Annotated in this window: 17 protein-coding genes and 1 pseudogene; 2 read left to right on the top strand and 16 right to left on the bottom strand. The window is 60.1% G+C overall.

The genetic code is table 11. From position 1 onward, the window contains the following. From Q4481_RS21610 to Q4481_RS21670, 13 genes and pseudogenes are all read right to left on the bottom strand, one after another. A pseudogene (locus tag Q4481_RS21610) lies at positions 1 to 85 on the bottom strand (formyltetrahydrofolate deformylase); the annotation flags it as partial. Between the two features lie 82 nt (positions 86 to 167). Beyond that, the gene (locus Q4481_RS21615; protein ID WP_304378491.1) at positions 168 to 965 is read right to left on the bottom strand and encodes a 3-methyl-2-oxobutanoate hydroxymethyltransferase; all 798 of its coding nucleotides are present in this window, start codon (positions 963 to 965) and stop codon (positions 168 to 170) included. 18 nt (positions 966 to 983) lie between these two features. Continuing rightward, positions 984 to 2,213, bottom strand: a complete 1,230-nt coding sequence (locus Q4481_RS21620; protein ID WP_304378492.1) for an NAD(P)/FAD-dependent oxidoreductase — start codon at positions 2,211 to 2,213, stop codon at positions 984 to 986. Between the two features lie 10 nt (positions 2,214 to 2,223). Beyond that, positions 2,224 to 2,538, bottom strand: a complete 315-nt coding sequence (locus Q4481_RS21625; RefSeq protein WP_304378493.1) for a MocE family 2Fe-2S type ferredoxin — start codon at positions 2,536 to 2,538, stop codon at positions 2,224 to 2,226. A gap of 79 nt (positions 2,539 to 2,617) precedes the next feature. Beyond that, positions 2,618 to 3,697, bottom strand: coding sequence for a fatty acid desaturase family protein (locus Q4481_RS21630; protein ID WP_304378494.1), 1,080 nt, complete (start codon positions 3,695 to 3,697; stop codon positions 2,618 to 2,620). 26 nt (positions 3,698 to 3,723) lie between these two features. Next, the gene (locus tag Q4481_RS21635; RefSeq protein WP_304378495.1) at positions 3,724 to 4,920 is read right to left on the bottom strand and encodes an aldose 1-epimerase family protein; all 1,197 of its coding nucleotides are present in this window, start codon (positions 4,918 to 4,920) and stop codon (positions 3,724 to 3,726) included. 83 nt (positions 4,921 to 5,003) lie between these two features. After that, entirely contained in the window at positions 5,004 to 5,918 is a 915-nt protein-coding gene (locus Q4481_RS21640; RefSeq protein WP_304378496.1) for a sugar phosphate isomerase/epimerase family protein, read from the bottom strand. A gap of 26 nt (positions 5,919 to 5,944) precedes the next feature. Next, the gene (locus tag Q4481_RS21645; RefSeq protein ID WP_304378497.1) at positions 5,945 to 7,033 is read right to left on the bottom strand and encodes a Gfo/Idh/MocA family protein; all 1,089 of its coding nucleotides are present in this window, start codon (positions 7,031 to 7,033) and stop codon (positions 5,945 to 5,947) included. Between the two features lie 13 nt (positions 7,034 to 7,046). Beyond that, positions 7,047 to 8,111, bottom strand: a complete 1,065-nt coding sequence (locus tag Q4481_RS21650; protein WP_304378498.1) for an ABC transporter ATP-binding protein — start codon at positions 8,109 to 8,111, stop codon at positions 7,047 to 7,049. Between the two features lie 4 nt (positions 8,112 to 8,115). Then, entirely contained in the window at positions 8,116 to 9,210 is a 1,095-nt protein-coding gene (locus Q4481_RS21655) for an ABC transporter ATP-binding protein (protein ID WP_304378499.1), read from the bottom strand. Between the two features lies 1 nt (position 9,211). Beyond that, positions 9,212 to 10,153 (bottom strand): carbohydrate ABC transporter permease, encoded by a 942-nt coding sequence (locus Q4481_RS21660; protein WP_304378565.1) that lies wholly within the window; start codon positions 10,151 to 10,153, stop codon positions 9,212 to 9,214. 38 nt (positions 10,154 to 10,191) lie between these two features. After that, positions 10,192 to 11,058: a carbohydrate ABC transporter permease gene (locus tag Q4481_RS21665; protein ID WP_304378500.1), complete on the bottom strand. Its 867-nt coding sequence runs from the start codon at positions 11,056 to 11,058 to the stop codon at positions 10,192 to 10,194. A gap of 72 nt (positions 11,059 to 11,130) precedes the next feature. After that, positions 11,131 to 12,735 (bottom strand): extracellular solute-binding protein, encoded by a 1,605-nt coding sequence (locus Q4481_RS21670; protein ID WP_304378501.1) that lies wholly within the window; start codon positions 12,733 to 12,735, stop codon positions 11,131 to 11,133. A gap of 300 nt (positions 12,736 to 13,035) precedes the next feature. Here Q4481_RS21670 and Q4481_RS21675 point away from each other — a divergent pair, with 300 nt between their 5' ends. Further along, positions 13,036 to 14,043 (top strand): LacI family DNA-binding transcriptional regulator, encoded by a 1,008-nt coding sequence (locus Q4481_RS21675; RefSeq protein WP_304378502.1) that lies wholly within the window; start codon positions 13,036 to 13,038, stop codon positions 14,041 to 14,043. A gap of 34 nt (positions 14,044 to 14,077) precedes the next feature. Here the strand turns inward: Q4481_RS21675 and repC are convergent, their stop codons facing one another. The 3 genes from repC to repA form a co-directional block, all read right to left on the bottom strand. Then, positions 14,078 to 15,325 (bottom strand): plasmid replication protein RepC, encoded by a 1,248-nt coding sequence (gene repC, locus Q4481_RS21680; protein WP_304378503.1) that lies wholly within the window; start codon positions 15,323 to 15,325, stop codon positions 14,078 to 14,080. A 155-nt stretch (positions 15,326 to 15,480) separates the two neighbouring features. Beyond that, positions 15,481 to 16,503 carry a plasmid partitioning protein RepB gene (gene repB, locus Q4481_RS21685; RefSeq protein ID WP_304378504.1) on the bottom strand — a complete coding sequence of 341 codons (1,023 nt, stop codon included), beginning with the start codon at positions 16,501 to 16,503 and terminating at the stop codon, positions 15,481 to 15,483. After that, entirely contained in the window at positions 16,500 to 17,678 is a 1,179-nt protein-coding gene (gene repA / locus Q4481_RS21690) for a plasmid partitioning protein RepA (RefSeq protein WP_304378505.1), read from the bottom strand. The genes repB and repA overlap by 4 nt, the downstream gene beginning before the upstream one ends. A gap of 476 nt (positions 17,679 to 18,154) precedes the next feature. Here repA and Q4481_RS21695 point away from each other — a divergent pair, with 476 nt between their 5' ends. After that, a complete protein-coding gene (locus tag Q4481_RS21695) occupies positions 18,155 to 22,525 on the top strand; it encodes an Ig-like domain-containing protein (RefSeq protein ID WP_304378506.1) in 4,371 nt (1,456 codons plus the stop codon). Positions 22,526 to 22,819: the final 294 nt, after the last annotated feature.

Consider the following 22,819-nt stretch of genomic DNA (forward strand, 5'->3'; position numbering starts at 1 on the left):
AACCCTTGTCCGCCAGAAAACCCGATATCGCAGCGACAATGCCGCGGGTGGACACGCAGGTGACAGTCAGAACATAGGTCAGCATTTCATCTCTTTCGCATAGAAAACCGCCGTCCGGCCCGTTGCGCCAGGCCAGACGCGCATCCTCGATGGGGCCTTGGAACCGCTCAGGAATCGAGCGCCTTCAGGAAGTTTTCGAGCTCCGTCGGGTCCATATGGACGACATGGCGGTCCTCGGGATAGGCGAGGCTTTCGACATCCTGACGATATTCCGTAAAGGCGGCAATCCGCTCCTGCTGCAGCCGGTCATATTCGGCAGCGAAATTGCGATAGACTTTGGAATGGCGGGGCATATGGCCACGGTTCTGGCCGAGAATATCCTCGGCGAACAGATATTGCGCATCGCAACCGGTGCCGGCGCCCATCGAGAGCATGAAGAGCGAGGTCCGCTCGGAGATCGCCTTGGCCACCTCGACGGGAACAACCTCGATTTCGGCACCGAAGGCGCCCGCCGCTTCATATTTGCGCACAGCATCCATGATATCGAGCGCCGATTGCGCGGTCTTGCCGACCGCCTTGAAGCCACCCGTCCAGGTCGCCCGCGACGGGATCAGCCCGACATGGCCGATCACCGGGATCGCCTCATCCGCCATCGCCTTCACCGTCGCATAGCTTGCCGAGCAATAGACGGCATCGGCGCCGGCCTTGTAGAGCCGGAAGGCCCAGCGCACGAAATCGTCTGCGGTGCCGATCTCGAAGAAATTGTCGCCGGGCATTGAAAAGAGCGTCGGCGCCGCATCGCGATATTCAGGATTGAGCATCAGATCCGGCGGGATCGAGACGATATCGATGCCGGCGCGTTCGGCCGCCTCGGCCTCTTCGAGTGTCATGACGCGCAGCATGGTCAGCTGGCGTTTGCCCTTCATCGCGCGGAGGTCGGCAATGGTCGGTCTCTTTCTGGACATGCGTTTCCCCTTCCAGGATCAGAGTAGCGATTTGAGTTTGTTGGACGGATCGGCAAGGAATGCCGGGTCCGGTCGGGCACCGCGGCCAATCAGCATCTCGGCGAGCCTTATATCTCTGGCCACCGCCTGGCCCGGCCCGAAACCTTGCGCTGCCACCAGCCGTCCGTCGGCGGCGAGATGAAAGCTCATCAGCACATCCTCGCCGGGCCGGCGTGAGATTTCGGTTACCCCTTCATCGATGAGCCCCGCCACCTGCAGCCCATGGTCATACTGGTCCGACCAGAACCAGGGCACCGGCATTTCGCTGATCGCTTCGCCGGAGATGAGGGCCGCAGCCATGGCCGCCTGGTCGCGCGCACTACGCCAGGATTCGAGCCGGACCCGCCGGCCGCCATAGATCGAAAGCGGAAAGGAAGAGCAATCGCCGATCGCCAGGATGGCCGGATCGGAAGTTTCAAGCCGCGCATCGACGATGATGCCATTGTCGACCATCAGACCGGCCTCGCGCGCCAGCGCCACCTCAGGCACGGCACCAATGCCGATCACCACCGTGGCAGCCGTAATCGTTCCGCCATCCGAAAAGATGAGCGCAATCGCATCGCCACTGCGGTCGATGGCGCTGACGCCCGTCCCGAGGCGAAAGACGACGCCGTTCCGCTCATGCAGTTGCTGGACTTGGTCCGCAATCGATGCCGAGACGCCGCGGGCGAGAATTCGCGCCTGCGGCTCGATGACAGTTACATCTGCCCCATGCTTGCGCGCGGCTGCCGCCACTTCGAGCCCGATGAAGCCGGCCCCGAGAATGGCGATCGGGCCACCGGCCACCAGAAGCGGCCGCAAGGCCTGCGCCTCGCGAAGCGTTCTGAGATAGCGAATGCCGGCAATCCCCTCGGCGATCGGCAGGCGTCGCGACGCGGCGCCGGTGGCCAGCACCAGCCTTCCATAGTCCAGCCGCTGCCCGTCGGACAGTTCGACCCTCCGCGCCGCCCGGTCGATCCTGAGCGCCTGGACGCCGCGATGATGAATGATCGTGTCCGGCATCTCTCCACCGGCAAAGAGCGGAACCGCTCGGGCTGCTTCGCCCGGCTCGAGATGGGCCTTCGACAGTGGCGGCCGCTCATAGGGCGCGCAATCCTCCGCCCCGACGAGATGGATCGGCGCGGAATGGCCGCGCCGCGCAAGCTCTGCCGCGAGGGTGGCACCCGCCTCGCCGGCGCCGATGATGACGATGGGTCCGTCGCTTTTCATGACCGGACCGTCAGCCGAGCCGGAAGAGGATGTCGCCATCCTCGACCTTGGCCTCGTAGGTCTTGAGATCGACGCAGATCGGCGCCTTCAGCCCCTTGCCGTTGCGATAGTCGAAGCGGCCATTGTGCTTCGGGCATTCGATGACATGGCCCATCACCAGCCCATCGGCGAGATGGACCCTCTCATGGGTGCAGAGCCCGTCCGTCACATAGACCGTGTCGTCGGGGGCGCGGATGATCGCAAATGTCTGGCCATCATGGTCAAACCGCATCACATCCTCGGCGTCGATATCGTCCAGCGCGCAGGCCCTGATCCAGTCGCTCATAGTCATTCTCCGGTTTTTGGACATGGGTTGGCTTTCGCCCGTGCGGGCGGTCATGCCTTCCCTCACTTTCAGTGTCGGTTCAGTGCACGAGGTTCGGCTGCAGATCCTCGCGATAGGGCCGTGCCGTCGGCGGCAGCTCCCGTTTCACGAAATAGTCCTCGTAGCGCAATTGGCGCAGCCAGGCCGGGATCACCTCGCGATAGGCATGGATGATCGACGGGTTCGGCACCGGCAGGTCATGCTTGATCAGGCGATGCAGCTCAGGCAGCGCGTGGTAGGGCACCATCGGGAACATATGATGTTCGACATGGTAGTTCATGTTCCAGTAGATGAAGCGGCTGATCGGATTCATATAGACGGTACGGCTATTGAGCCGATGATCGAGCACGTTCTCGGCCAGGCCGCCATGCTGCAGAAGCCCGGTCATGATCATGTGCCAGCAGCCATACATGCGCGGCAGGCCGATCAGCATCAGCGGCAGCCAGGATTGCAGATAAAGGGCGGCGGCAATGGTGGCGATATAGATCAGCACATGCACGCGCGCTGCCCGGACACCCTTCTGAATCTCGCTTTCCGGAATATAGTCACGTTCGTCGGCGGAGTAGCGGCCGAGCGCATTGCGAACGAGCCCGATCAGCGAATGATAGACGTCGAGAATGCCGAACACATTCAGCACCACCTTCAAAAGATCCGGCGGACGCATGACGGCGATTTCCGCGTCACGGCCGACGATGATCGTATCGGTATGGTGCCGCGCATGGCTCCAGCGCCAGTTCACCGGGTTGCGCATCAGCATGAAGGAGGCGATCTGGTAGACGACGTCGTTCATCCAGCTGGTGCGGAAGGCGGTGCCATGGCCGCATTCATGCCAGCGCGCATCGCTCGCCGACCCGTAAAGCACGCCATAGACGAAGAAGAACGGAATGCACCACCAGCTGCCCCAGAAATAGACGCCGCCGGCGCCGGCCACAACCAGAAGCCCGAGCCAGATCACCGTGTCCCGGATCGCTGCGGCATCGGAGCGCTGCATCAGCGCCTTCATCGTCTTGCGGTCGACATCCGAATGATACCATTCCGCCGAGGCCAGGCCGAGCGCGACGGCGCGCGCAGCACCTTCGCCGGTCAGCGAATAATCCCGCTTGTCTACCCTGTCCAACATGTCGTTGACCTCCCTGCCCCTGCCGTTCAGCCGGCGGGTTCCTGCTTCTTTCTCGTGATGTTGGGAAACTGGCCGGATGGTTTCGGAAAACCGTCCGCCGGCTGTGTTGCGATCGCCGCAATCCGGTCGAGCGATGCGGCAATGGCGGACGCTCCAGCCAGCACCCGGAATGTGACGTCGTAGCGGCGCTCCTCGCCATGATGGAGCCAGATCAGTTCGCCCGTCTCGCGCGCCCGGCCCCGGCCCATCACATGGTCGGTCGAGGGTTCGATACCGAGCGCATAAAGTCCCGATTGCAGGGCCTGCCATTCGAAAAGGCAGGGAAACTGGTCCTTGCGGAAGCAGACTTCGAGGCCGAGGCCGGCGCGGTCGTTGACCAGCGCCACCGGCACCTGTCCGGCCGCATCAGCCACGACGTCATGTTCCCAGACCTGTTCGTGAAACCGCTCCTGCGGCGCCGGCATCCGGTCATAGCCGACATTCTGGGCACGATAGTTTTCGCCCTCATGGGCGGCCCACAGGACATCGCGGATCGGCGCGGCATAGCGCGATCCTTCCGCCAGCACCGGATGGCCAACATTGACGTGATACATGTACATGTGCGGTGTCGGGCTGAAGCCGCGATTGGCGACCCGGTCGGTGATGCGGATCTCGTCGGTCCCCACCTTCGCCTCGATGCGGCGGATGAGTTCGAGATGTTCGCCGAACACGGCAGCCTGCCGCACGATCCCTTCGCACCAGAGCCAGCAATCATCGCCGTCCCAGCGTTCGCCATAGCCGGACAGGCGGGCGGGAATGGTGCCGACGCGGCCATGGATCGAATGTTTGACCGTCTGGCGCGGCCGGTAATTATAGTGATCGGCCGGTTCCTCGGCCATGAAGAGCGTATGATCGAGGCCGCAGGTGACCAGCAGTCCGGAGAAGGACCGCATCCAGCCCAGGCCGCCCTCCCCTTCATAATCATGCAGGCCGGGATGGCGAAATCCGGTCGGGGAATGCCAGCCGATCGCCATGCCGTTATGTTCGCAATCGCCGATATCCATCGCGCGGTCTATGAGGACGGTGAAGCGGAGCCCGGTACCGGTGCGGAATTCGAGCATGCGCACGCCTCGCTCGACCCCGTCGCCCAGCGTCATCAGGCGCACACCGGCGAACTGCGACAGGCTGCCCGCATAGGCGGAAAGTTCCCGTCTGGTCCTGCGCTCGCCATAAAGTGTCACCATCGCCGCTGCTCCGTTGCTGAAACGTCATCTGTCCGGCACCGGGCGGCTATCCCGCCCGATGCCATTTCCTTGAGAACCGAAGCTTAGAGACCCTGGGCCCGCAGCTTGCCGTCGAGGAAGGCCTTGGCGCGCGGCACGTCGGATTCTTCCAGATGCTCGATGATGATCGGAATGTTCGGATGCTTCTGCGCCAGCCGCTTGAGGTAGAGATCGTAGTTGAGCGAACCGAGGCCCGGGGCCGGCAGCTCGATCTCGCCGACGCCGCGGAACGTATGGCTTTCCATCGCATCGGCATCGCCGATATCGGCATGCTTCTCGGACTTGTCATCGCCCGAGCGCTTGACGTCCTTGGCATGGGCGATCTTGATCTTGTCGGTCAGCGTGTCGAAGACCTGGTTGAGGATCTGATCCATCCTGTCGATATTGTGGGTCTCGAAATAGTTGGTCGGATCCATCAGCAGGCCAAGGCCCTGGTGATCGACCTGGGCGAACATCTTCACCGTTTCCTCGACGGAACCGACGACATTGTTCACATAGGTTTCGAGCAGGAAGGTGGCACCATGGTCATAGGCATGCTGCGACAGGTCGGCGATGACCTTGCGGCATTCCTCGAAGCCCTCCTCGGTCTTGTTCTTCGGATGGTGAACCCAGTCGGACTCGGTGTTGTAGGTGCCGGTTTCGGAAATCACATAGGGCGTGCCGAGATATTGCGCATGCCGGATGATTTCCTTGAGATAGCCGACGCGGCGGGCGCGTTCTGCCGGATCGGGATGGATGATGTTGGTATAGCCGGAGATACAGCAGATCGGCAGATTGTGATCGCGGAACGTCTCGCGGATGCGGATGCACTTCTCCTTGGTGATCTGGCCTGCGCTCAGATCCATATCCTTGAAATGCAGGTCGAGCTGCACGGTGTTGAAGTTGAGCGCACGGATCTTCCTTGCGGTCTCTTCAAGGCTGTAGGGGAAATATCCGGTGAAAATGCCGGTCTGCATCATGGTTGAGTCCTCCCTTTGGATCGAAATCAGATAGCGATATCAGCGAGTTTCACGGCGCGCCCTTCGGCCATCGAACGATAGCCGGCCTCCACGAGCGCCATGGTCTTGACATTGTCGGCAACCGAAAGTGCCGGGGCCTCGCCGGAGCGAAGCGCATATTGCAGCTGTTCCATCACGCCGATGAAGGCATGCGGGAACCACATCGTGTCCCATTTGGGCGAGACCCATTTGCCGCCGGTGGTCTTTTTCGACGCATAGCTGAGCGTCGAGGGCGACCCATCCGGCCAGCCGATCGTGCCCTGTGCGACGCCATCGGTGCCTTCGACGCGCCACTTGATGTAGATGTCGCTGTCGAACCCTTCCTCGCGCGGACCCGACCAGACATCCTCGAGCGACACCGCAAGCACATTGTTGGGGAATTTCAGTGTCGAGACGGTCACGCCGTCGCTATGGTCGAACCGGGTGCGCGGATCGGTGCGGGCTGCGGTATAGATTTCGTCGGGATCGCCAAACAGGAAGCGCAGCACATCGAGATGATGCACACTCATATTGGCGAGCGTCAGCCGGTCGTAATCCTCGAGAAAACCCTGCCAGTGCGGAATTGCGCGCATCTCGATCGTGGCGATCACCACCGAGCCGAGTTCGCCCCGGTCGAGGATCTCCTTGAGAACCCGCATCGACTGGTCGTAGCGCATGTTCTGGTTGACCGAGATGATCTTGCCGGCGGCCTTTGCCTCGTCGCGCAGCTTCTTCGCTTCTTCGAGCGACAGTGCCAGCGGCTTCTGGGCGAGGATCGCCTTGATGTGCGGCGTGGCAAGCGCCTTGCGGATGAGGTCCGGCTGCTGGTCCGGCGGATAGGCAATGTCGATGATCTCGATCGAAGGATCGGCAATCAGCGCCTCCGGCGTCTCATGTACGGTCGGTATATCCCAGCGCTTGGCCACCTCGGCGGCCCGCGACTTCGTGCGCGAGGCGATCGCGCCAACGGTGAAACCGGCCATCTTGTAGGCGGCAAGATGGCATTCCGCCATGATCATGCCGGCGCCGATACAGCCGATGCGATAACCCTTTTCCCGAACATCGACATCCGGATGAAATGGCTCAGCCTTCGTCATATTCTCCTCCCCTTCACAGATTTTGCAGTTTCGGCAGGGCCCTCCCGGCCCTGTCGAAATAGAACATGCGCGCCGGATCGCACGCGAGACCCACGAGACTGTCAAGCCGGATCTGCGGCTGGCCGCGCATCAGGGCCCGGAGCCGGATCGAACCGCTTTCGAGCGTGATGACCGTATGGCCACCAAGCGGCTCGACCTCGAAGACGCGCGCCTGATTTGCCGCGCCGCTCTCGGCTCCGACCTTGAGGTCTTCCGGCCGGATGCCGATGCCGACCGCACCGTCCGGAATCCGCGCCGGATCGAGCTGCAAGGCGCCGGCGGCAGCCGTTACTGTCGGTCCGGCCTCGATCGTCAGCATGTTGATCTGCGGTGAGCCGAGAAGCCCTGCGACATAGCGGTTGGCCGGATTGTCGTAGATTGCCTGCGGCGTATCGATCTGACGGATGGCGCCATGTTCGAGCATCGCCATCCGGTCGGCGACCGACATCGCTTCTTCCTGGTCATGCGTCACATAGACCAGCGTATGGCCGAGCTCGCGCTGGATGCGCTTGAGTTCGACGCGGGTTTCCTCGCGGAGCCGCGCATCGAGCGCCGAGATCGGATCATCCATCAGATAAGCGACCGGATCGCGCACAAGAGCCCGCGCGATCGCCACACGCTGGCGCTCGCCGCCGGAGAGATGGGCCGGAAGCTTGTGCAACAGATGCGAGATATGCAGCTTTTCGGCGACGCTTGCGACGCGTCTGGCAATCGCATCGGGCGCCACCTTCCGCTCGACCAGCGGAAAGCGCACATTGTCGCCGGCCGTCATATGCGGAAACAGCGCCAGGTTCTGGAACACCATCGCGACATTGCGCGCCGGCGCCGGAACATGGGTCACGGGCCTGCCATCGATGAGGATTTCGCCCCTGTCCGGCGTTTCGAGCCCGAGGATCAGTTTCAGGATCGTCGATTTGCCAGAGAGCGGCGGCCCGAACAGACAGAAGAATTCATTGTCGCCGATCTCGAAGCTGACATCGTCGACGGCGATCTTGTCGCCATAGCGTTTGGTGACATTGTCGAAACGGATGGTCGCCATGGTCTCAAGCCTCCCCGATCGCCATGCCGGTCTCGGCATCGAACAGTCGCACACCTTCGCTGGCAAGCGCCACCGGCGCCATCTTGCCGGCCTCGATCCCCTCGCCATTGTCGATCACCGCCTTGGCCAGCGTGCGTTCGGCGCCGAAATGCAGCGTCGTGCGCGCGCCGATCCGCTCGACGAACAGCACCGGCAGCGAAATGCCACTACCCGTCCGGTCGATCGATACCTGTTCGGGCCGGAAACCGAACCACACATCGCCCCGCTTGCGGCGGCGGAGTGCGGCGGCGAGCCCTTGTGGCAACGCCGGAGACAGACCGAGCTGGCCGAGATCAACACGGATCTCGTCACTCTCCTCGGTCACCGAACCGCGGATGAGGTTCATGCCCGGCGCCCCGATGAAATTGGCAACGAAAAGGTTGGCGGGATGGTTATAGACCTCGAGCGGTGTTCCCACCTGCTGCAGCACCCCGTGATCCATCACCGCAATCCGGTCAGCCATCGTCATCGCCTCAAGCTGGTCATGGGTGACATAGACCATGGTCTGGCGGAACTGCCGCTGCAGATGCTTGAGTTCGGTGCGCATGACGGCGCGGAAGGCCGCGTCGACATTGGAGAGCGGCTCGTCGAGCAGGAAGATCGCCGGTTCGACGATTGCCGAGCGGCCGATCGCCAGCCTTTGCAGGATATTGACCGACAGTTTCGCCGAGGGCTTGTCGAGCAGTTCGGTGAGCTGCAGGAACTCCGCCATCTGCTTGACGCGACGGTTGATGTCGGCAGCCGGCAACCGGCGCATCTTCAGGCCGAAGGCGAGGTTGTCGCGCACGGTCATATGGGTGAAGATCGCATAGTTCTGGAAGACGAAACCGACACCGCGCCTGCCCATCGGCACGTCGATCATGTCGCGACCGTCAAAGAGAATGCGGCCACCGGTCGGCCGTTCCATGCCGGCGATCATGTTCATCGTCGTCGACTTGCCGCAACCCGAGGGTCCGAGCAGCGCCATGAACTCGCCGTCGGCGATCTTCAGGTCCATGGTCTTCAGGGCCTGGAAGGCACCGAAACTCTTTTCGAGATTTTCGAGATGGATCGACGTCATGTCAGGCCTCCGCACGCGCCTTGTTCATCCGGGAAATCGCCAGGGAAACAAGGATGGAGAGAACGATGAGGATGACGAGCGCGATCGCTGCGACATAGCCCCAGATGAGATCCTGCTGGGTGACCTTGTAGATATAGACGGAGATCGTCTCGGTCGCGACACCCGGCCCGCCGCCGGTCATGATGAAGAGCGTATCGAAGATTTTGAAATTTTCGATGACGCGGATGGCGAGCGCAATCAGGATGATCGTCTTCATGCGTGGCAGCATGATGTGAAGAAAGCGTTGCGGCCAGGAAGCGCCGAGCAGGCTTGCCGCTTTCAGCTGGTCCTCCGGCACGCCGACGAGGCCGGCGAGCAGGATGAGGAACATCAGCGGCGTCCATTGCCAGATATCGGCGATCATCACCGCAATCAGCGCCGTTCCCGGGCTCGAGAGCCAGGCCAATGCCACCGGCTGGCCGGTCAGCGCCGAAATCAGCATGTTCACCGGCCCGCCCGACTGGAAGAGCATGAAGAACATGTAGCCGGCGACCGCAGGCACCACCATCATCGGCATCAGGAGGATCGAATAGAACACCCGCTTGCCCGGAAAATCCTGCACGAAGAGGATCGCGAGACCGAGACCGAGCAGGAACTCGACCGGCACGCAAACCAGCATGATCAGCGCCGTGCGACCGAGCGCGCCGAAGAAGCGGTTGTCCGTCATCAGGTCGATATAGTTGGCGAAGGTGTTCCAGCTTTCCCAGGCCATCCACCAGCCGGTACCATCGAGCGGCGACCAGTCGGTGAGCGAGATATAAAGCTGCATCAGAAGCGGAAAGACCGAGATGAAGAGCACCAGGATCTGGGCCGGAAGCGTCAGCCACAGTCCAAGGCGGCGGCCTTCGTCGGCATCCGTCGCCGCGTTGGCGGATAGGGATACGGGTTGCTCGAGAGCCGGCATGACGCTCTGTCCTCCCTGTTCAAGACGATCGACGAGGCTCATTGCTTCAGCGCCCCGAATGTCAGCCCCCGCACCAGATGGCGCTGGATGGCGATGCCCATGATGACGGGCGGCACGGCGGCGATGAGACCGAGCGCGGCCTTGGCACCATAGAGCTGTCCCGTCATCGACGAGGAGAGCGAGGCCATATAGACCGGGATCGTCACCCATTCGCGGGTGGTCAGTAGCAGACCGATCAGATAGTCCGACCAGTTGAGAATGAAGACGAAAAGGGCGGAGCTTGCGAGCGGGGCGCGCATCATCGGCAGCGTGATCTTGGTGAAGACGCGCCAGCGCGAACAGCCTTCCACCCGCGCCGCATCCTCGATTTCGCGCGGCATGTCGTCGAAGAAGGTCTTCATCAGCCAGAAGGCGAAGGGCAGCGTGACAATGCCATAGATCAGCGCCAGGCCCCACCATGTATCGACCATGTTGAAGAAGGCCCACATGATCATGACCGGGATCATGACGGCCATCGGCGGAAACAGCCGGAGCTGGATCAGCGCCAGCGGCAGATTGCCGCCAGATCCGAAGCGCGACAGGCCATAGGCGGCCGATGTGCCGAACACCATGGCAATCAGCGTGCCGAACACCGCCGAAAGCAGCGAGGCGAGAATGGGCTTGGCCGCCGTCTTGTCGAGCGCGACGATCAGTTCGTTCGAGGATTCCCCGAAGATGAAGCGGAAATTGTCGAGCGTCGGCTGTCTGGGCCACCAGGTCAGCTGATCGCCCGTCGCCGTCCATTCGGCGATCGGCTTGAAAGCCATCGAGGCCATCCAGAGAATGGGGACGAGCGTAATGGCCAACGCCGCGAAGATGGCGAGATAGCGAAGACACTCAAGGGCAAACGAACGATGCATGGTCATCAACTGTCATTGTTGGAGATCGGAGGGGCGAAAACGCCCCTCCGTGCCTTGGGAGAGAAACCGTTCGATCGATCAATCGACCACGGTCGGCCAGGCAGCCATGTTCGCCTTGACGGCACTGACGAGTTTGTCCTCGCCGATGCGCCGGGCGATGCGCTTCCATTCCTTTTCGGTGTCGGCCATCGCCTGTTCCGGTGTCTTGGCCTTGGTCAGCGATGCGACGAGATTTTCGTCGAGCGCATTGTGGAAGGCGGTCGCACCCGGATAGTTGATGGTCGGCACGGCGCGCGCCACGCTCTCGCGGACGATATCCATGTGGTAGTCGTGGTAGGTCTGGCGCACGAGCGGATCGGAGAAGTTCGACAGCTGGAACGGATCGAAGTAGCCGCCCGGATTGGCCGTCATCCACGAATAGATCCGGCTCGAACCCAGCCATTGCAGCAGAAGATAACAGGCTTCCGGATGCTTGGACTGCGACGAGATCGAAGCCGACAGGTTAAGCCAGAGCACGGTGCGGCGGATCAGCTTGCCATCGACCTCGCGGCCCGGCGGCAGCATGGACCCGACCTTGCCGGTGACCTTCGAGCCGGTATTGCCGGCATTGTCGAGGAATTTCGGCAGGTTGGAGAAGGCGCAGGTCATGGCCGCGCCGGCATTGGCGAAATTGCCATACTGTTCCGGCCAGCCCCAGGAAATCGCATCCGGCGAATGGTGCGACAGCGATTCCACATATTCGAGCGTGGCGGCATAGCCGGCCTCGGAATTGATCAGCGGATTGCCGCTTTCATCGAACAGGAACTGGTTCGGATTGCCCATCGAAACATAGCGCTGATACCAGTTGGTATAGCCCCAGCCCTGGTTGCGCAGGTCGGTCGAGCCGAACAGGCCCTTGTCCGGACGGTGGAAGAAGGCCGCAATCTCGGAATGTTCCTTCCAGGTCCGCGGCGGCTTCAACTCATAGCCATGCTTGTCGGCAAAAGCCTTCTTCTCGGCCTCGTCGTTGAAGAGATCGGTGCGGTAGTTCCAGGTCTGGAAGTCACCGTCGAGCGACACGCCATAGGTCGAACCATTATACTGGTTGAGCAGCGAAACGCCCTGCTTGCCGTTGACGTAGCCGCGTTCCGGATCGTCCCATTCCGGCTTGTGGGCCGCAACGAAATCGTCGAGATTGAGAATGCCACCGGTTTCGGCAAGATCGCCCAGACGGTTCCATTCCACGGCATAGATGTCGAAGGCCCCACCCTTGGTGGAGATATCCTGCATCGTCTTGGTGAATTCCTGGCCGTTCGGAACGCCGACGATTTCGAGCTTGATGCCGGTTTCCTTTTCCCACAGATCCTTGATCGAGGGCGCGCCCTTCGGGAAAGGCTGCGTCAATTGCCCGATCGAACCGTCGGACAGGCCGAGAACGATCCGCTCCGGTGCCTTGCCGGCCGCCTTCAGCGCCTTGGCCGCTTCCACCGCCCGGCCTTCGGGCGTCTCGGCGCCATACTGGTAACGTTCGGCGCCGTCAAATCCGGTCGGCCCGCCAATCATGCCCGGCGCCAGTGCGTCCGCGGCAAAGGCCCGACCCGGCCGGATGAATTGCGGTGCAATGCCGATGGCGGCCGTCAGCACGGCTGCCTTACCGCCACTGGCCAACAGGCCACGACGGGTCATTTCAAGTCTTGAGACCATCTTATCCTCCCACCGGGCAGACCTCCTTCCGCCCAATGATGAGGAAAATGACGACCAACTTGATGACTGTCAACATCATTTTTCATCATTTTGATCATGCATCGCATCATTTGATTGCATTCATGCGCGGCTTTTTGCATCAATTCATTGATAAATAAGTGCTTTATTCATTCTTTTGAAACGCATGATTTCCAAAATTCCTGCCTGAAACCAAAATATTAGGGCATTAAATGATTTGAAGATTGCATTTATCGTCAGTTCAATTACATCATTTCACATCAGAACATGAAGGCAAATGCCGTGAGATCGACATTGATTGACATTGCAAGGGAATCCGGTGTCTCGACCGCCACGGTCGACCGGGTTCTCAACAACCGTCCTGGTGTGAAGGAGCGAACGCGCCTCATCGTCATGGAGGTTGCGACACGGCTTGGCTATTTCACCGCGCCAACCGTTCAGGATAGTCGTCTCCGCATCGATTTCGTTCTGCCCGAAGGCACCAACGCCTTCATCCTGAACCTCAAATCCGAACTTGAACGCCAGGTCTCCGCGATGACGGATCTTGATGCGCGGGTTCATACGGTCGAAGGGTTTAACCCGGATGTGCTCGCCGCCAAACTCGCCGAGCTCGAAGACAATTCCCAAGGCGTGGGGCTGCTCGCATTTGATCATCCGGCCGTACGCGAAGCGATGCGACGTCTTGCCGATCGCGGCGTCAAGATCGTCACCATGGTATCCGATATCCAGCATACGCCGCGGATCGGCTATGTCGGGGTCGACAATCGCGCTGCCGGTCGTCTTGCCGGCTATCTCATCGGCCGCTTCCTGCCGAAGGACCAGCCGCAGAAGATCGCCCTTTTTGCCGGCTCGCTTGCCTATCGCGGCCATGAAGAGCGCGAAATGGGTTTCCGCCACATCCTGTCGGAAGAGTTTCCCTATCTCGAGATCGTCGATCTGCGCGAAATCCGCGATGACCGCATTCGCGCCTATGCCGAATCCACCACGCTTCTGAGCCGGCATCCCGATCTTGCCGGTATCTACAATATCGGCGGCGGCAATTCCGGTATCGGCAAGGCGCTCGAGGAATGCGGCCGTGGTCGCGAGGTCGTATTCGTCGGTCATGAAGTGACCGAAGACACGAGGCTGATGCTGATCAAGGGCACGATGGATGCGTTGATTGACCAGAATCCGCGCGTCGAAGCCCGCGAAACCATTTCCATGCTCAAGGCCGCCATCCGTGGCGAACCGATCAGCTATATCGGCCCGCGCATCCAGGTAGTGCTGAAGGAGAATATTCCGGATCATTGATCCGAAACCTGCCTTCCGGAGCTCCATCCCTCGCCTATCCCGCCCGCAGCGATCCGCTCTGTCCATTCGTGCGCAACAGCGCCATCAGCATCGGCCCGAGCGAGAATTCACCCCGTTCGGTTCGCGCCGTCAGATCGCGCAAATAACCGCCGGCGGACTGGATATGCCCGGCCCGCTCGAGAATGCAGGCGATCGCAACCGCGGCATTTTCAGGACCCATCGCATGCGACGCCGCCTCATAGGCCGAGGGGCTGACCCCGAGCATCGAGCGCACCACCACGGCGGCGGCCATCATGTCGCGCCAGTTCGAAATTGCCCCGCCCGGCCCATAATCGGCAATTTGCGGGCAGGCCCTCAACACCATCGCCAGGGGGAAGTTCTTGATCCCCTCGACCTTCACAGCCATGGATTGCGCGCTTTTTTGCTCCGGTTCGTCCGCCTGCTCTTTTTTCAGGAGCGGTTCAAGTTCATGGATGGAATCTGTGTTTGAATTCTGTTTGTGTGCGCCAGACTGGTGGTCATTGGCGTCCATTTTTTTTAAATTGAACTTGTTTTCGAGCAACTTGACGGCTTCGTCCTTCAAGGCACCCATTTCCAGGCTCGTCTTTTCGATGAAATCGATGTCCGGGCGGCGCGGAAATGTCGCGACGAGGGCGATATAACGCTCTTCCAGCGCCAGCCAGAGAGCCAGTTCATCCTCGCTGCTTTCGCTGGCCTGTTCGAGCCCGGCGGAGATCAGCTTGCGGGCATCGCGACGCAGAACCGTTAGCATGTCCTTTGCCTTGCGGAACATCAGCCTTTGCCGGGCGGCTTCCTGTGCCAGAGCCGCAAGTTCGGCCGCACGCACCAGAAGCGGCTCGAGGCTGAAGCCGAACGCGGCATCGATCGCGCCCTGCTCGTCCCGCCGCGCATAGCGTTTGCCATTGGGGCTGTCGCGCCGCTCGATCAGTCCGGTTTCGACAAGCAGCGCCAGCTGCCGGCGTAATGTCGTTCCCGAAATGCCATGCGCCCGGAGACTGAGCTGGGCATTGGATGGGAACACCACCAGCCCGCTTTCGCGGCTGAGTTCGCTGTCCTGAAAGAAACTCAGGAGCGCATTGAGGACCACCATGGCGCGATCGGTCAGGCCAAGCAATTCGCGGGCTTCGCCGATATCGCGGAACAGTTTCCACTTGTCGGCCCGGGTCGGGCCATTTTGTTCGCCGAGCGCATAGTGCCGTTGCAACGCGGCAATAGTCACCCCCCGCCGCCCGAAGGGCGTCGTGATCACATTTCCATCCATTTCCTTCACCCCATCAAGGCAAAAGAAATTTGCTCACCGAAACGATGCCGAGACTCTTGACTGTGATTCCGGGAAATGCGATTCTCTAGCTGCTAGACACGAGAAGGGCTTCCAGGACGGTAACGTTTGGGGGCCTTTTTCTTTTGCGGTTCACCTCATTTTGGTTTCTTGTTCAAGGATTTGCCGGAGCTCTTGAGAAAGCCCTCGTGCAATTCTTCCAGATGTTCGGCGATATAGGCGACAAATTCGCGTGGAACCGATTTGGTGAAAACCATCCGCCCGCCGCTATCGCCATAGGTCACATCGGCAATCTTGAAGCCCATCGACAGCACTTCACGCGGCCCGGGCGCACGCGGTTCGGCGCGCGAGATCTTGGCGTAAAGCGATTTGACCGCCAGTTCGAACCGTTCATCCGTGGTCGTCGTGGCATGAACCGTTTCCAGCACTTCGATGACCATGCTGACGGAATCGGGGAATTGCCTGACCTTGTCGACCAACTGCAGCCAGCGACGGCGACCGATCTCCGGCGCCGGGCCGATCGCCTGCACCAATTTTTCTGGCAGACGGGAAACGATCGTAATCATTTCCGACACATGCGATTTCGTCGTGCTGAGCGAGGCGATGATCGTCTGGCGCGAATAGCCTGCCTGTTCGAGCGTGCGGGCAAAGGTGCATTTCTCAATGAAGCTCAAATCGTTGCGGGCGGTGTTTTCCTCGCCCTGCAGGATGACGGCTTCCTCATCCGAAAGCGGCCGGATGACGGCACGGAACTTCACCCCCAGCGCCTTGGCGGCGGCCAGGCGTCGGCGACCATAGACGATCTGGAACCTCTGACCATCCTCGCCGATCGGACGCACAAGACCGGGAACGATCTGGCCACGCTCGCGCATGCTTTCGATCAGTTCGCTGATCGAGGCTTCGGAATAGGCCCCGTCAAAGCGGTCGGCGATCGCCGACGGTGCGATTGCATCCGGATCGAGTTCGACAACGCTGTTGCCGTCTTTCAGAAGCTTCTCGGCCAGTTCGCCGCGCTCCTGAATCTGACGGACGCCGGCCGCCACCTTCATCAGATGCGGCGAGGTGGTCGGCTTCGGCTGGGCACCGGCAAGGTTTGATCCCCCCTCGCCCAACTGGCCGAGAACATTAGCGAAAAGTCCCTTGGAATCCTTGCGGCTCATTGGCGCCCCCAGGCTGTCCACAGCAGCTGCTCGATTTCGTCGTTGGCGGCGTTGATCGATTCCATTGCCCGGTCATAGGTCTTGGGCGCGGAGAAGCGCGCCCGCTGCACCTCGTAAAGGCTCTGTTTCCAGGTCAGCGCATCAGCGACAGCCGTCGACTTGATCACCATGTTGAGAAGCAGATCGCCGCCGAACACCTGCCGCATCAAGGCCATCATGTTGGCTTGCGGATGATCGTTCGGCTCGAACTTTGTGATCAGGAACTTGGCGAAATCCCACTGCGCCGCCGTGCCCATGTCGGCAAGGATCTGCATGTAGGATCCAGCCAGCTCGAGGAACTTGGCCGTCGAATCGACATCCAGCATATGGGCCGGAACCGGGATCAGAACCCCGGTCGCCGCCGTCAGCGACGAGAGCGTGAGGAAGTTGAGCGACGGGGCCGAATCCATCAGGATCACGTCATAATCATCAGCGATCTGTTCGATCGCCTGTGCCACCCGCAACAGGAACCCCGTCCCGCCGGACTTGCGCATGTCGAGCGCTACGGCCGTTTCGAACTCGGTAAGTTCGAGCCCGGCGCAGATGACGTCGAAGCCGGCAATATGGGTCTTGTGAATGAGGCTTGCCGTCGGCACCGGATCGTCAAAACGGATGGCGCCATAAAACGTATCGCCTTCGCGCGGATCGAAATCCGGCAGCGACCCATGCAGGGCCGTCAGCGAAGCCTGCGGATCGAGATCGATCGCCAGCACCCGGTAGCCCTTGAGCGCGAGATAATGGCCGAGATGGATTGTCGTCGAGGTCTTGGACGAGCCGCCCTTGAAATTCGTCACCGCCAGGATCTGGCAAGCCTCGCCTTCCGTCCGGCGCGGGTTGATCCATTTCTTGCGACCGTTTTCGGCCAGCAGCATTCTGAGTTCGAGAATCTGCTCGACCGAATAGAGCCGGCGACCGCTGGTGCTGACTTCGGGTTCGGGTCCCCTCCCCTTGAGCGAAATCTGCCTGATATAGGCTTCGGTCACGTCCAGGAGCTGGGCGACCTCGGAGGATGCGAACTTTCGCATGGTGCGATGCGCATCCGGTGGATATTGTGCAATCGACAGATTGCGGAGAGCGATTTCCAGCTTCTCCGAAAATGTCTGCATGAAATCGAGGCTGCTCAGATGTCGAGTCACCTGTGGTTCTCTCCGTTTCTCACTGCCACCATTTTGCAGACCATGGTTAACGATCGGTTAATTTCGATGAGACTACGCTGAAAATCGAAATTTTCTATTTTTATCGTAGCTGCGATCGCTCCGATTCGGAAGAGGCGGAAAAACGCCGTCCCAAGCCGGCTTTCAATACCCATGCATCTGCATTTTCGTACGCCGGCTGGCCATCATCCGGCCAGTTCCCCGCGGGGAACCATCGGCACTTCCGTTATTCCAGTAACCGCTGACAAGAGGATGACATGCGGCGATCGCTTATACGCGAGCCGGAGGAACCTCGCCCTGCGAGGAGCCGTCCCGGCCCTGCCACTATAAGGGTGAGACGGAATGACAATCCTTCGAGACGTTTTGCCCATCCTTTGCTTACCGATCAATAAGCAAGGGCTGGTATAACGGCGCTGCTCCGGTGCGAAAGGGGCTGACCGTCCTTCGAAAGGTTTCTCATGTCCAGCTATTCTTCCATTGCGGCGCTTGTCGCCACCGGTACCACCGCCTTCGATCTCGACGATGGCGATGAGCTGGTTCTGACCGTCGAGGAAGCGCAAACGCTCGTTGCCTCCGGCGTGACCTTTGCCAGCGGCGATGCGGTCGGGGTCACCGATCTCGCCGCCAATATCGAAGAACTGACCGAGAGCGAGATTTCCGAGCTTGGAGCACTTGGCGTGACAACGGTTCTCGGTTCCGACCGGCAACTGGGTCTCACCCTCACCCAGCTTGCCGCCTATTCGACCGAGACGATCGCCATCAACTCGGAATATGCCACCTACTCCGAAACATCGGCTGAGATTGCCGTCAACACCGCAACGGCGGGTTACGAGGCCACCCCAGACCTCACCATTCTTTCGGATGGCAGCTATGTACTTTCATGGCGGTCGAACGTTTCCGGCGACAACGAGGTGCATGCCCAGATCTACGATGCCAATGGCAATGCGGTCGGGAACAATCTGGTCCTCAACAATCCGGACTACAATTTCGGTGGCGGCAAGATCGTCGCTCTCTCGGATGGCGGCTTTGCGGTCTACTGGGCAGAATATACGGCAGGCTATTCCGCACAGAATATCTACGCCATCTATTATGACGGCGACGGCAATGCCCAGACGGGTCAGATCGCGGTCTCAACGGCGAGCGGTTACAAGAACGATCTCCAGGCCATTTTGCTCAACGACGGTTCTCTGGCCTTCAGCTGGAGCAACAGTTCGTCTGTCGGTTATACCCAACTGGTGAATGCCGCCGGTGTGCTTGTGGGCGGTGAGAACCAGATCGCATCGTCAATGAACATGACCAATTACGGAAGCGCCTCAATCGCTCTTCCAGACGGATCGTTCGTTGTCTCATACGGAGCCAATGATGGCGATGGTTACGAGATCTTCTTCCAGATTGTCGATGCTACGGGCAACGATGTCGGGACACCGGTTCAGGTCAACGTCTACGAGACCGGCCGTCAATCCGATCCGGCGGTTACGGCGCTCGCGAACGGCGGTTTCGTCATCGTCTGGGGCGGCGAGTATGACACGGATGCGGAAGGTATCCACCAGCGCGTCTATGACAGTTCCGGCAATCCATTGACCGGGGAAATCCTCGTTGCAGAAACAACAGTGGACGCCGAAAGTCTTTCCGTCATTGCCCTCACCGGTGGCGGTTTTGTCACGATCTGGACCGATTACGTCAAGAATGCCGGCGAAAGCGCCTCTTACAAGGATGTCCTGATGACGGTCTATGACGCCGATGGCAATGCCGTCAGCGATCAGGTGACGGTCAACAGCTGGCTGACGGGAACGCAGGATGACTACAATGTCACGACCTTGCCGGATGGCGGCTTTGTCGTAACCTGGGTCAGCAACTCGAGCGCCGACGGTGAAGATGGCGGTGTCTTTCTTCAGGTGTTCGATGCCAACGGTGACAAGGTCGGCGATGAAACGCATGTCAACGACTATACGACAGCCGCCCAGTCTGAGCCGGTGATCACCACCTTTGCCAATGGAGACTTCGTCATCAGCTGGAGCAGCTTCGGCCAGGATGGCGCGGGTTATGGCATCTATCAGAAGCGATACACCCACGATACCGAAGTGGTGAGCCTGACCGACAGCCGTAGCCATCTGTCGGCGCTCACTGTGGCAGACGTTGGCCGGATAGCCGATTACGGCGTCACAAAGATTACCGTATCCGATGGCGGCGCGGTCACGTTCAAACTCGATACGGCGCTGGCGCTTCTCGATATCGATGGTCTGGTCATCAATGGCGAAGACAGTATTACGCTTACGGATACATCCTCGGCGTTCGAAGCCCTGACCGCCACGGAAATCGCGGCACTTGCCGCCGCCGGCTACACCAGTTTCGACGTCTCGGATGATACGGTCAGCCTCGACCATGACCAGCTCGATGCGGTGATCCAGAATGGGATCACATTTGCCGATGGCGATGAGGTCTATGCTTCCCTTTCTATGGCGGAACTGAAGGCGCTGGATGACAGCGCAACGGGTGTCATCAGCCTTGCGACCTTGGGCAGCCTTCCCGTTGCCGCGATCGACCTGACGGACGATAGCGGAACGATTTCCGGCTATTTCGCTTCCCAATTGCTGATCGCCGGATTGAAATTCGTCGCTACGGACACGGTGACGCTTTATGACACCGGTAATGTGCTTGTGTCGTTGGGTGGCGTTAATCTCTCGTTCCTGAAGACGCTCGGCGTCACCCGAATGGACGCGAGTAACGACACGATCTTCACCTCCTATAGCGATCTCACCTATTTCCTTGAGGAGGGCTTCTCCTACGGCGCCGATGACCAGATCACCATCTTTGACTGGACCAATGGATACGAGACGCTGACCGCAGCCGAGATCGCCGATCTGGCCGCAGCCGGTGTCACGGAATATCAGTTTGCGGCCGCAACGATCAAACTGTCGTTCGCCCAGCTCGAAGCCTTCTCCGACCAGGGGATCTCCCTGACATTCGATACGGATGGGGGAACGCTGACGCTTTATGATACCAGCGCCGTGATCGAGACTCTGGATACGGATTCGATTGCGATGCTCGCTTCGATGTCGATTGCGACCATCAACCTGAGCGACAATGCCGCAACGCTGTCGCTCGACCAGATCGTCGCCCTCAATGATCGCGGTCTCGGCTTTGATGCCGGCGATACGATCACCGTCTCGCTGAGCGTTGCGGAAGCAGCCGCGCTCGAAACGACCGACATCAGCGAAATCACCACCATCGGCGCTTCGGTGATCACAAGCGATGTCGCCGAACTCGAACTCAGTGCCGCGCAGCTCGATCTCCTCAGCGGGGCAGGGGTCGCGATCGATGACGAGATCATCGCGGTTCTGTCGGGTGACTATTCGACACTGGACGGATTGTCCGCAAGCGCGCTGGACGCCTACGAAGCCGCTGGCGTCGATATCATCGAGCTTGCCGCGAGCGCCTCTGTGATTACCGGCCTGTCGATCGGCGATGTGGTCGATCTGGGAGACAAGGATGTTACCCGGATCGATGTGACGGAAGACGTGCTAACGATTACCAACTGGGCACGCGCAACGCTGATGGCGGTCGAGAATATCAGCTTCGCCAGCGGCGATCTAATCACCGTCAGTGTCTCCGCCTCCAAGGTCGCGGATTCGGACTCCGACACGCTGGCGATCCTGACCGACATCAAGACCGACCGGGTCGACATTTCCGACACCGTGCTTGAATTCACTTACGATCTCGCGAGCCAGTATGCAGCCGCCGGCCTGTCCTTCCTCAGCGCCGACGAGATCACCGCGACGATTGGCTTGTCCTCGGCCCTGGCGCTGACGGCAGACGACACGGATGATCTCTTCGATGCCAATGTCGATGAACTGGTGATCGAAGCGGATTCCGACGATATCGCCGATCTTTCAGTGAACCAGATCGCCGCCCTCGGGGCTGCCGGCATAACTGGTATCGATCTCTCCGACGATGCGATCGTGCTGTCTTCCGCCCAGAAAACGGCGCTCGATCTCGCCGGGATCACGTTTGACAATTCCGACGATCTCTCCATCCACCAGGCGCCGACGGTCGTCAATGACAGCGCCAAGGGTCTTGAGGGCAACGCGGTCACGGTCGCAGTTCTCGCCAACGATACGGCGCATGACGATCTCAGCCTTTCGGTCGAGACCGCCAGCGTCGGCAAGGGTAGCGGCACGGTAACGATCAACTCGGACGGGACGCTCACCGTTCGCTATACCGGGCCGGATATCGATGGAAACCAGTCCGCGAAGGTGACCGTTCTCTATGGAGCCGGCGACGGAATCGAGACCACGGAAGGCAAGCTGACCGTCACATTCCAGGCCGTGACCGAAACGCTGACCGGCTCCGGCAAGAACGACAAGATCACCGGCGGTGCCTATGGCGAACGGATCGAAGGCTTGGGCGGCAATGACCGGCTCTTCGGCCTCGGTGGCGGCGATACGATTGTCGGCGGGCAGGGCAACGACACCATCATCGGCGGCGAGGGCAGCGATATCCTCACCGGCAACCAGGGGGCAGATCGCTTCCTCTTCAACAGTGTTGCGGAGATGGGCACCAAGGCCAAAACCGCCGACCGGATCACCGACTTCGACAATGCTGATCTGATCGTCCTCTCCGCGATCGATGCCAATACGGCACGATCGGGCAACCAGGCTTTCACCTTCATCGGCACGAAATCCTTTTCCGGCACAGCGGGCGAATTGCAGGCCACGCGAACGGACGACGGCTATCTGCTGAGCGTTGACACGAATGGAGACGGGAAGGGGGATGGGTATCTGCATCTCCTGACCGATCTGACGCTCAACAAGCAGGACTTCAGTCTCTGACAGTCATCGGCATGCCTGCGGGTCGATGATGCCTGGATCAAACTGTAGCCGTGCCAAATTGAAGCGATTGACAGCCGATGCCCTCGCTGCTGCTCATCTCTCCATTGGGCGCGGCTCACCGCCGACTGACCTATAAACATCGATGACTATTGAAAAAACGCTTGAAGCTTCGACTATTCCCGAAGCGGGAAATCACCGAAAGGTAGCAAAATATCACACCACAACAAAAATTGATAATTAACCAATTTGCAATTCAGCAAGGTTATTCATGGCGAACATTGTTGGAGTGGTACC

Origin of the sequence: Fluviirhizobium alvei, from assembly GCF_030551875.1 — a bacterium.
GTDB lineage: Bacteria > Pseudomonadota > Alphaproteobacteria > Rhizobiales > Rhizobiaceae > Rhizobium_E > Rhizobium_E alvei.